This window comes from Pontimicrobium sp. SW4 (assembly GCF_039954625.1).
Classification (GTDB): Bacteria; Bacteroidota; Bacteroidia; order Flavobacteriales; family Flavobacteriaceae; genus Pontimicrobium.
Genome location: NZ_CP157199.1, coordinates 2059619 through 2071623, shown reverse-complemented (window position 1 = coordinate 2071623; position 12005 = coordinate 2059619). Strand labels below are relative to the sequence as shown.

Sequence of the window (12005 nt, the reverse complement as noted above, 5' to 3'; positions counted from 1 at the left end):
TGGCATTAAAAGTTCACAAAATAAATTTAATATTCTATTGCTTAGATTTTAGAAAGAGTAATCATTGTTTTCAACAAAGTAATTAACAGCAATTTTCCTACTAAAAAGAAGCTTTTTAGGCTATTTTATTTAATGTCTTTTTTATGATTTCACAACCTATAATTAACTCACTGTCAGATATAGTAAGAGGAGGAGTGACACGAATAGCACAAGGTTCAAAAAGTAACCAGAATAGTATTAATCCTTCTTCTTGACATTGCAAAATAACACGATTTACTATGTCGACAGATGGTAAAATGGCAGCTAACATCAATCCTTTTCCTCTAATTTCTTTAATAAGAGGGTGCTGAAGATGTTCTTTGATTAGTGTTTCTTTTCTTAAAGTTTCAGAAATTAAATTAGTAGATGTAATTTCTTTGAGCGTTGCTAATGCAGCTGAAGCTATTAAAGGGTGGCCACCAAAAGTGGTAATGTGACCAAGTTTTGGATTATCCTTTAGACAATCCATCATAGCTTTTGAGGCTGTAAATGCCCCAATGGGTAAACCACCTCCAAGACCTTTTCCAGTAACCACAATATCTGGAATACAATTGTAGTTTTCGAAACCAAAGAGTGTTCCTGTACGACCAATTCCTGGTTGAATTTCATCTAAAATCAATAAGGCTCCAACTTCGTTACAGCGTTGCCTCACTTTATTTAAGTAGTCATTAATAGGCTCAATAAATCCCGCACCTCCTTGAATAGTTTCTAAAATTACTGCTGCAGTTTTTGTAGTGATTTTTTCAAGCTCATCAGTATTATTAAAAGTAATAAATCGCACATCAGGAACTAATGGTCTAAATGGTTGTTTACGTTCTTCAAATCCCATGACACTTAAAGCTCCCATAGTATTTCCATGATAGGCTTTTTTTGCTGTAATAATTTCTGAACGCCCAGTATAACGACGTGCTAATTTAAGTGCGCCTTCTATTGCTTCGGTACCAGAATTGGTTAAATACGTACTTTCTAATGGCTGAGGTAAATGTTTTGCTAAAAGTTTAGTTAATTCAACTGCTGGTTGCTGGATGTATTCGCCATACACCATAACGTGTAAATACTTATCGGCTTGTTCTTTTATAGCCGAAATAACCTTTGGATGTCCATGACCTAAAGGACAAGCAGACACACCTGCAACAAAATCTAAATAGGCTTTATTATTGGTATCATAAATATAACTTCCTTTAGCATGAGAAATTTCCATAGCCAATGGATGTGGAGTAGTTTGTGCTTGATATTTAAAAAAATCAGTTTTAATATTATTGCTGTTTTGTGATTTTTTTAGAGGGCTTGTTGCCAGTTTTTGGAATCTTCCTTGACGCTTTACTTTCTTCTTTCTTGTTGTTGCGATTTTTATCGGATGCTTCCACACGTTTCATAAGTGCTTCATCAAAAAACTCATCTTGAGGCACATAATCTTCTAACCCTTTAATAATAGGTAGCTCAAGTGGTGGGTCATCTTTAAAAAGATCGTCTACACTTTTTGGTCGTTCATCATCCCTCCATACAAAACCTCTTAATAAACTTTCTTTTTCTGGAAAATCACCTTCTGGAAATACATTGCCATCTACATCTTTAATTTTTCGTACTTCATCAATGGCATTATCGGTAATCCATATTTTAATAATTCCAGATTTCGATTTATCTGTTCCTACAAGTTCATTTTTATCATTTCTCATATAATAAATGGACTCGGCATTCTTTATGATATCTATGGTGCTAAGTTTATTATCTTTAAAAAAACCAAACAGTTGTTTTCCAGACATTTGATGATAACCATCTCCAATAGTATCATTACTTATAATAAAAGCGTTATCGAATACTTTTAAAGAATCTAGTTTTTTAGTTTCTGGATTTGAAATAAGATGTATTGTATCTCCAGTCATTTGGTTGCCAATATTCCATAAAACAGGTGTGCGTTTTTTTGCAAAATTATCGTTAGATGAAAAACGGCCTAGATTAATAAGTTTTGTCAATCCAGTTTTATGATTTACATGAATAGAATCTGCTTTTCCGCTAATATCCGATTTATATATTTTTGCGTTATAATAAGCTCTTGTAATTCTGTTCTCAGGTTTACCTGTCACCATTAAAGTGTCGCTATGTATATAAATAGAATCATTTTCTTGAACAGAAATTGCTAAAGCACGTTTGGTAATAAATACGGAATCTTTTTCTCTAAACACTTCGGCATAATGTCCTTTTATAATAGCCTTGTTTATGGTGTCGGTAATTTTTATATTGTTTGTTGCAGAAGCAAATTTTCTATTTCTATCAAAATATAGACTATCGCCTTCTATAACTCGGTCGTCATAATCAATACGTGACTTTTTTAGAAAATAACCTGTATCGTTTTTAGTATCATAAAACCCCCGTTCACAATAAATTGTACTCGTTTCTCCAGTAATGGTTGTTGGGCCAAAAAGATACGCTCTTCCAGTTTCAGAATAGTAATCTAATTGATCAGAATCTATAACATATTCTGGGTTTACCAATTTTACATTTTGGACAAATTGATATTTTTTATTAGACATATAATAGCGTCCTATTTGACTGGTAATTGTACCTGACGAATCTTTAACAACAGTTCCTCCACTTCTATAATAAGCTTGCTGTTTTACACGATCCATGTAAAGCGTGTCTGTTTTGATGGTTGAAGTAGGGTCGGTTAAAACAACGTCGCCACTAGCATAAGCGAGTTTTGTGATTCCGCTATACTCAACATAGTTAGAGTTCATGTTAATAGAATCTCCTTGCTTTACAATAACATTGCCGTAAGCTTCTACAAAATTTTCATTTTCATAATGTATTGCTTGGTCACACCACATATCAATCCCATCATGTATAATGTGTATTTGCTGAGAATCATCTCTCGTTAGGATTTTGGCTCCAGGGTATTTTTCTTCATTAATTTCTAAATCTCCAGCATATTTGACGTCTATTTTTCGCTTTTGCTGAGCAAATAAACAAGTGGAAATAAAAAAAGTAACTATTACAAGTAGATATGTGAATTTATAAAACTTCAAGGCTTCAATTATTTATGGTAAAAATAACTATTATATTAGTTCTTTATTGCTAGTTAATAAATTTTTAGCATAAAAAAACCTGTAAACAACTAGGTTGATAACAGGTTTTATTTATTGGGTTACTTTAATTTACCTAAAAATAGTTTGTTTTCTATCTGGTCCAACAGATACTATTTTTATAGGTGTTTCTAGTTCTTTTTCTAAAAAGTCTATATAGTCGTTTAATTCTTTAGGTATTTGAGAATCATTTTCCATAGCTGTCAAATCTTCCTTCCAACCTTTAAACTCTTTATAAATAGGCGTTACGTTATGCGCTTCAATATTAAATGGTAAATGAGTGATTTCTTCTCCTTTATATTTATAAGCGGTACATACTTTTAAGTTTTTAAAACCTGATAGCACATCTGCTTTCATCATCATTAATTGCGTCACACCATTTACTTGGCAGGCATATTTTAAAGCCACTAAATCCAGCCATCCACATCGACGACTACGTCCAGTTGTTGCGCCAAATTCATGACCAACACGTCCCATAGTTTCTCCAATTTCGTCAAACAATTCGGTTGGGAATGGTCCAGACCCTACACGTGTTGTATAGGCTTTAAAGATGCCAAATACATCACCAATTTGATTAGGAGCTACACCTAAACCTGTACAAGCTCCTGCAGCTGTGGTATTTGATGATGTTACAAATGGATATGTTCCAAAATCTATATCTAGTAAAGAGCCTTGAGCTCCTTCAGCTAAAATAGATTTGCCATTTTTTTGAGCTTGGAAAATATATTCTTCAGAATCTATGAAAGTCAATGATTTTAAAACGTCTATAGCTTTAAAAAACTCAACTTCTAATTCAGCTAAATTATATTGAATATTTACATCGTAAAAAGCAATCATTGCTTCATGTTTGTCTGCTAAAGTACGATACTTTTCTTTCCAGCCATCTAATTCTATATCTCCAACACGAATACCATTACGACCAGTTTTATCCATATATGTTGGGCCAATACCTTTTAGCGTAGATCCAATTTTAGCTTTACCTTTTGCAGCTTCACTTGCAGCGTCTAATAAACGGTGTGTTGGTAAAATTAAATGTGCCTTTCTTGATATTAATAATGACTTTCTATAATTTACATTTTGTTCCGCTAGTTTATCTAACTCTTTTTTAAATATTACAGGATCAATTACAACACCATTACCTACAAGGTTGGTTGCATCTTCATGAAAAATACCTGAAGGAATTGTGTGTAAAACATGCTTCATGCCATTAAAAACAAGCGTATGTCCTGCATTTGGACCACCTTGAAATCGTGCAATAATATTGTAGTTAGAGGTAAGTACATCAACAATTTTTCCTTTGCCTTCGTCTCCCCATTGTAATCCTAGTAGTAAATCTACTGCCATTATGTAATTAGTTTGTTGGTTGTTTTTTTGTTCCGTAAAAGTAGAGTGAATGATTATGAATATCTATGTCAAAAACTTCTTCGATTGTTTTTTTTATGGACTGAATTCTTGGATCGCAAAATTCGATGACTTCACCTGTATCGGTTAAAATAACGTGATCATGTTGTTTGTCGAAGTACGATTTCTCGTAATGTGCTTGATTTTGCCCAAATTGATGTTTTCTAACTAATGCACAATCTAATAAAAGTTCAATAGTATTGTATAGCGTAGCACGTGACACACGATAGTTTTTGTTTTTCATTTTGATGTATAGAGATTCTATATCAAAATGGTCGTTGCTATCGTAAATTTCTTGAAGAATGGCATAACGTTCTGGCGTTTTTCTGTGCCCATTTTCTTCTAAAAATTTAGTGAATACATTTTTTACAATGTCTTGGTTTTTATTTTCGGTTTTTGCACTCATAAATCCGTAGCAAATTTAAACTATTTTTTAAACTCTAGATACTTTTTCTATACCATTAATTTTTTTAAGTCTGTCCATTAATTTCTTAACCAAATTATTGTTTTTTACAACCACCGTAATTTTTCCATTAAACACACCATGGTCAGTATCAAAACTAATGCTCTTCATATTTACATGCATGTTACTTGAAATTATTTTTGTGATTTCATTAACCAATCCAAGGTTATCAATACCGTTTAATTTAATAATGGCAGTAAATTCTTGTTGCGAAGAATCAATCCATTTTGCAGAAATGATTCTGTAGGCATAATTGGATTGTAAGCTGAGGGCGTTTGGGCAGTTCTTTTTATGAACCTTTATGCCTTCATTTATGGTTAAAAATCCAAAAACTGGATCACCAGGAATAGGATTGCAACAATTTGAAAGTTTATAGTTTAATTTTTCTTCTTCTTTACCAAAAACTAACATATCGTATTTGGCAGTTATTTCATCCTTATCTATATCCTCTTTAGAAGACGAAGGCTTACGCGTAATTTTATTTTTAATATAGCTTACTAAAGCATTACTTCTTGAAGAGGCAAAATCTTTAAGCATTTTACTGTCAATAGCACCAATGCCAACTCGATAGAAAAGGTCGAGACTAGTTTTTAAATTATAATAATTTACAAGTTCATTGATTGATTTCTCATTAAGCGTAATTTTAAGCTGCTTTAGTTTTCGGCGTAGTATTTCCTTACCATCTTCTGCAATAACTTTGGTTTCAGCATTTAAAGATGATTTTATTTTACTTCTTGCTCTTGCTGTTGTGGCATAATCTAACCAGTTGGTATTTGGTTTAGCATTTTCTGAAGTCATTATTTCTACTTGGTCTCCACTTTGTAATTCATGACTTAGAGGTACTAGTTTACCGTTTACTTTTGCACCACGAGTTTTCATGCCTACTTCGGTATGAATACTAAAAGCAAAGTCTAATGGTGTTGCACCTTTAGGTAAAGATTTTAAATCACCTGTCGGTGTAAAAACAAATATTTCTTTTGAATATAAATTGAGTTTAAACTGTTCAACAAAATCTACAGCGTTTCCGTCAGGATTTTCTAGAGCTTCTTGAAGTTTACCAATCCAAACATCAAGTGAATCTTCTTTTTGAGTTCCTTCCTTATATTTATAATGCGCAGCATAGCCTTTTTCGGCTATTTCATTCATGCGTTCACTACGAATTTGTACTTCTACCCAACGTCCTTTAGGTCCCATTACGGTAATGTGTAATGCTTCATAGCCAGTTGATTTAGGAGAAGAAATCCAGTCACGTAATCGAATAGGATTTGGTCTAAAATGATCTGTAACTATCGAGTAAATTTTCCAAGCTAAAAATTTTTCGTTTTCAATATCGGATTTGTAAATAATTCTTACCGCAAATTTGTCATAAACTTCATCAAACGATACTCCTTGCTTGAGCATTTTTCTGCGAATAGAAAAAATAGATTTTGGTCTCCCTTTTATATCGTAGTTTAAGCCTTCTTTGTCTAGCGACGTTTTTAAAATATCACTAATATCCTTTATGTAGGCATCTTGCTGCTCTTTACTTTCTTTAATTTTATGTAAAATATCATTATAGACTTCAGGTTCAGTATATTTTAAACTAAGATCTTCAAGCTCAGTTTTAATATTATAAAGGCCAATTCTGTGTGCTAATGGCGCATAAATGTAAAGGGTTTCCGAAGCAATTTTTACTTGCTTATCCATTCGCATAGATTCCATAGTTTGCATATTATGTAATCTATCAGCAATTTTTATAATAATTACTCGAACATCGTCATGTAGAGTAAGCAGCATTTTTCGGAAATTTTCTGCTTGCATTGACACGTTCATATCCTTTTTTAATGAGGATATTTTTGTAAGCCCATCTACAATTTTTGCAACGGCTTCTCCAAACATTTGTTGAATATCATCAATGGTGAAGTCGGGACTGTCTTCAACGACATCATGAAGTAACGCTGCAGCAATAGACGTAGCGTCTAAACCTATTTCTTGGGCAACAATTTTTGCCACAGCCAAAGGATGGAAGATATAGGCTTCTCCGGATTTTCTACGCTGATTTTTGTGCGCATCAAGAGCCACTTCAAAAGCACTTCTAATAAGCGTTTTGTCGTCTTTAGTAAGGGTTCTGTAGCTAACTTTTAGAAGCTCTTTGTAGGCTTTAGCAATGGCTGCATTTTCTTTTTCAATCTCAACATCTGTCATAGATTAAAAATAGCACAAAGTAAATTAATGAGCAATATGTTTTTAGGATTTAATTTTTGTTGGTCTAATAACTTTGTTGGAAAGTTGCAATGTTTGAAAATACTTTGTTTATGCTTCGAGATTGTGGCTCACCATTAATTTCAAAACTTATATTAATTGAAACCAGCCAATCATCAGCATTTATTTTTGTTCCTTGAATAGTTCCAGCAGTAATTGGTATGCTACCTATGTTTGCACAAAAACAGTATTGATTAAAATATGCATTTGCTTGAATTATATCTTCGGCATTATAAGTAAATTCCGTTACAGAAGGATCAATTTCAAAAATAAGTCTTTCAGAATATTCATCGTCTTGAATATTTGGATTATCAGCTTTAATCAAATTGTATTTAAAAACAAGGTTTTCACCATATACTATATTAGCAAACGTATTTGTGTCTTCTGTTGTCAATGCAATTTTAGATTGTTTAGCAAAGTAATAAGTAGTAATATCATAGCGCTCATCATTATCTGTACTACAAGAAGCTAACAATACTAGAAAAATTAAAGAAAGAGTAAATTGTTTCATAGCGTTATTTATTTTATAGATGCTGCGAGTATTAAAAAGTTGCGTAAAAAATATTTTTTTTTGACTTTGTTTAAGGTTAATTTAATGTCCAATTTGGTATTGTTTTAGTGATTCATATTAGAATTTACTTAAGTAAATTCAGCGCAGGTAAATGAATTTTCAACTACTTTTTTAGAAAGCCAAGTAACTTAAATTTATCTTATTAAGAATTGTTGTTATTTTGCCTCATTGGCCTTTAAAACTCTTAAGAAATTGCTTCCTAGAATTTTAATAATATCTTCCTCACTATAGCCTTTTTCTACTAATGCTTTAGTGATTAATGGGTAGGTTGTAACATCGTCTAATTGTTGTGGTGTAAGATTGATGCCATCAAAGTCAGAGCCTAAACCTACATAATCAATACCTACCAGATTAACAATGTAATCTATATGATCCATGAGCATAGATAATGGTGGTCTCATGGCTGCTGTCTCACTGCTATATTTATTGTATAGATAATCTAAAGTGTACCATTCATCCATTCCACTTTTTATTAGAGAATCACTTTCTGCTGAGTGTTTTTCAAGAAAGGCAGCTTCTTTTCCATCAAAACTACTATCAATAAATCCAGGATGAAAATTCACCATAATCACGCCTTCGTTTTTAGCTATTGCTTTAATTTGCTCATCCTTTAAATTTCTACGACTTGCTACAAGGCTATACACTGAACTGTGAGATGCTATGATTGGTTTGGTAGTGATTTCAATGACATCTTTAAAGGTTTGTTCGCCAACATGACTTATATCTACCATCATGCCCAGTTCATTCATGCGTTTCACTACCTGTTTTCCAAAATCGGTTAGTCCTTTTTGTTCTAAGTTTGGATTGGTTGTTTCATCGGCTGCACTTGTAGCCCAAGATGGCGCAACATTATGTGTTAAGGTTAAATACCTTGCACCACGATTATAAAGTGCTTCTAATTTAGCAAGATCATCCTCAATCATGTGTCCTCCTTCTACACCAAACATGGCAGCGATTTTATTGTCATTCACTGCGGCCATCATTTCTTTATAGTTTGCCACTTTAGCAATCTTATCTGGATTTCGCGATACAACAGCATCTAAACTATCCATTTCTCTGTTAGCATAGGCATAGGCGTTTTCGGCACCACCATCACAATACACAGAAAATATTTGAACATCCAGACCTCCTTTTTTCCAGCGATCTAAATCGCTATGTGTTTTTCCAGTGAGATCTTGATCAAAAATAATCCCATTGTCTGCAGCTTTCATCAGAATATCATTATGAGTATCAACCACGATAGCTTCAGCGTGAATTTCAGCGTAGGTTTTGACCTTAGAGGCTTTCTCAGGTGCAGGTTTACAGGATGCAATAACAATACATAATAGGATTATTTTTTTCATATTCTTGGTGTAAGATGTTTTTAATAATGTCAGTAAAATTTATCCAGCTATTGCTTCTAAAGCGTCTACTAAATAATCGATATCTTTTTTGGTAATAAATATGGCAAACGAAATACGCACACCATTTAAACCATAGCTACTCATTGGTCGTGTGTCGATACCATAATCGTCCGTGAGTTTGCTTTTTACATCTCTCACATTTTTACCAACAACTTCTAATGTTTGAATAGCACACGATAAACCATCATGTCCTGGTGTTTTTAATTTAAATTTTGGATTGTCTTTTACTTTATTTCTAAAGTAATGTTTCAATTCGTATGAACGCTTCGATACTTTTTCCTTGCCAATACTATTTATAAAATCGACTGCACTACCAAAGCCTAATAATTCTGGTAAGTTTCTAGTGTTATAATTCTCTAAACGTCTTATGCTTTTATCGGTATGTCCATTCGCAACTATTAAAGGTTTTAAATGATGTTGACTTTCTTTTTTAGCATAAAACATGGCAATGCCCTTAGGAGCAAACAACCATTTATGAGCGCTTACTGTATAAAAATCGCAACCTAAATCTTTTAAATCTATATCAAACATACCTGCTGCTTGAGCACCATCAACTGCGACTAGAATACCTTTTTTATGCGCCATTTTCGATACTTCTTTTACAGGAAGCACCATACCATTTGTATTGACTGCGTGACACATCGAGATTATTTTGGTGCGTGGCGTAATAGCATCTTCATACACCTTTACAATATCTTCAACAGTTTTTGGAAGTATTGGAATTACTGGGCGCACTAATTTCACACCTCTCTCTTCTTGCCAAACGGTAAAAGGAATCACACTGCTTTTATGTTCGTGGTCTATTAAAATGATCTCATCACCTTCTTTTAAATTGAAACTTCTAGCGATGAGGTTCATCCCTTCAGTGGTGTTGTGTGTTAAAGCAATTTCTTCTTTTGACACTGAAAACAAATCGGCTACTTTTTGTCTTACTTCTTCTTTTTCGTTATACCAACCTCCCCACATATATTTTGATGGAAATGCATCTAAAGTCGCTCTAAATTCATTGGTTGCTTTTTGCACAGCTACTGGACATGACCCTAATGACCCATTATTAAAATATCGCAAATTTGGTGCAAATTTGAACTGAGCTTTTATGTTCTCCCAAAAGGTTTCACTATTATCATTTGTATCTAAAAGTTCTATGGAAAAATCTATATCACTTGGCTTATAAGACGATAATAAAACGGTCCCTGCAACGCCTGTGAAAAGCTGTTTTACGAAGTTTCTGCGATATAAATTTCTCATAAATAGTGTTCTAGTTGGATGCTATTTTCTTTGGTTTTAATTCTTCAAAAAAGAAGTCATCGTTTGGTACATCAAAATCAAATCCAGTTACTTTTAAATTGTTATCTGTATTTATTTTAATCGTGCCAAAACTAAACCATGCATGAGGATGGTCCCAATTGATTTTCCATACATCATGATTCCAATGCGTTAAGGTTGCTGATAGTAATGGTGAATGAGAGAACTGTAGTTTCAGCTCATTATCTTTTTCTACAATACTTATTTTACCATACATATCTGAGTTGTAATCGCCAACAAAATCTTTAGGTTGGGTTATTGGTTTAGTGTTTAAAACTCTAGCTTTTATTCTATCAGAAATTCGTGTGTCATTTTTTGCATTTTTGTTGGTATTATTTAAAAAATCTGTTGACCAATCTTTATTGTTTTCAACACCTAAAAATTTATCTAAGGCATAATATGTTGCAGCCATAATTGGACTTTTTGGTCCATTAGTTAATACAACAACGCCTAAATTTTCATCTGGAATAAGTGTTACAGCTGTAATCATCCCATCGTAACCTCCAGTATGACCAACTCTCATGCGTCCATGATAATCGCTTAATCCCCAACCTAAACCATACGAATTGAAATGCCTATTAAAATCATTTTTAGTGGTGTGGTCTACATAATGATTATTATGAGGTGTCCATACTAAATTTCTAGTTTGTTTAGATAACAATGTATCTTTTTCATGGATGCCATTATTTAAATTAAAAATCATCCACTTAGCAATATCAGATACACTTGAAATTAATCCACCAGTAGCTGCAACATTATCCCATTTTGCCCAAGGAATTGGATAGTTTTTCTCATCTTTTCTAGCGTGTGGTGTAGCGTAATTCCCTTTCTTTTCTAAATCATAAACAGTTGAAATTGTACGATCCATTCCTAAAGGATTTAGGATGCGCTCTTGTACATTATCTGCCCAACTTTTGCCTGTAACTTTCTCAATAATTTCGCCTGCAGCAATAAACATCAAATTGGAATAACCATATCCTGCCCTAAAGTCGTAGGCTTGAGGAACGTATTTTATACGTTTGATGATATCTTCAGCTGGAAGATCTGATTTATACCAAATATTATCACCACTAAATGTGCCTAAGCCAACGCGATGACTCAAAAGGTCTCGAATAGTGACATTATTACTTACCCAAGTATCATAGACCTCAAAATAGGGCAAATGTTTTTTTACTTTATCATTCCAATTAAGCCTTCCTTCTTGAACCAACATACCAATCATTGCTGAGGTAAACGCTTTGGAATTGGATGCAATGGCATATAATGTATGCTCGTTAGGTTTTTGGTTTTTACCAACTTCCATGGTACCATAATTTCCAGTAAAAATGAGTTTTCCATCTTTTACAATACCAATGGTTGTGCTAGGGATATCCCAATCCTTCACCATTTTCTCGTAATAATTATCAAGTTCTTTAAGATCAACTTTTGTTTGTTGTGCTTGTATTTCAGTGGAGATAAGAGAGCACAGAATAATGAGAAAAATAATTCGCTTCATTGGTTGG

At 33.2% G+C, this 12005-nt stretch carries 9 protein-coding genes; all 9 read right to left on the bottom strand.

What is annotated here, in order from left to right; translation table 11 throughout:
• Positions 1–115 precede the first annotated feature (115 nt).
• Positions 116–1294 carry an aspartate aminotransferase family protein gene (locus ABGB03_RS09695; RefSeq protein WP_347926412.1) on the bottom strand — a complete coding sequence of 393 codons (1179 nt, stop codon included), beginning with the start codon at positions 1292–1294 and terminating at the stop codon, positions 116–118.
• A 1-nt stretch (position 1295) separates the two neighbouring features.
• Positions 1296–3062, bottom strand: coding sequence for an OstA-like protein (locus tag ABGB03_RS09690; protein WP_347922313.1), 1767 nt, complete (start codon positions 3060–3062; stop codon positions 1296–1298).
• 129 nt (positions 3063–3191) lie between these two features.
• Positions 3192–4463 carry an adenylosuccinate synthase gene (locus tag ABGB03_RS09685; RefSeq protein WP_347922312.1) on the bottom strand — a complete coding sequence of 424 codons (1272 nt, stop codon included), beginning with the start codon at positions 4461–4463 and terminating at the stop codon, positions 3192–3194.
• 7 nt (positions 4464–4470) lie between these two features.
• Positions 4471–4926 (bottom strand): transcriptional repressor, encoded by a 456-nt coding sequence (locus ABGB03_RS09680; RefSeq protein ID WP_347922311.1) that lies wholly within the window; start codon positions 4924–4926, stop codon positions 4471–4473.
• A gap of 27 nt (positions 4927–4953) precedes the next feature.
• Positions 4954–7167: a RelA/SpoT family protein gene (locus ABGB03_RS09675; RefSeq protein ID WP_347922310.1), complete on the bottom strand. Its 2214-nt coding sequence runs from the start codon at positions 7165–7167 to the stop codon at positions 4954–4956.
• Positions 7168–7231: 64 nt separating this feature from the next.
• A complete protein-coding gene (locus ABGB03_RS09670; RefSeq protein ID WP_347922309.1) occupies positions 7232–7735 on the bottom strand; it encodes a hypothetical protein in 504 nt (167 codons plus the stop codon).
• Positions 7736–7950: 215 nt separating this feature from the next.
• Positions 7951–9138: a dipeptidase gene (locus ABGB03_RS09665; protein ID WP_347922308.1), complete on the bottom strand. Its 1188-nt coding sequence runs from the start codon at positions 9136–9138 to the stop codon at positions 7951–7953.
• Between the two features lie 39 nt (positions 9139–9177).
• Positions 9178–10446 (bottom strand): aminotransferase class V-fold PLP-dependent enzyme, encoded by a 1269-nt coding sequence (locus ABGB03_RS09660; protein WP_347922307.1) that lies wholly within the window; start codon positions 10444–10446, stop codon positions 9178–9180.
• Positions 10447–10456: 10 nt separating this feature from the next.
• The gene (locus tag ABGB03_RS09655; RefSeq protein WP_347922306.1) at positions 10457–11998 is read right to left on the bottom strand and encodes a serine hydrolase; all 1542 of its coding nucleotides are present in this window, start codon (positions 11996–11998) and stop codon (positions 10457–10459) included.
• Positions 11999–12005: the final 7 nt, after the last annotated feature.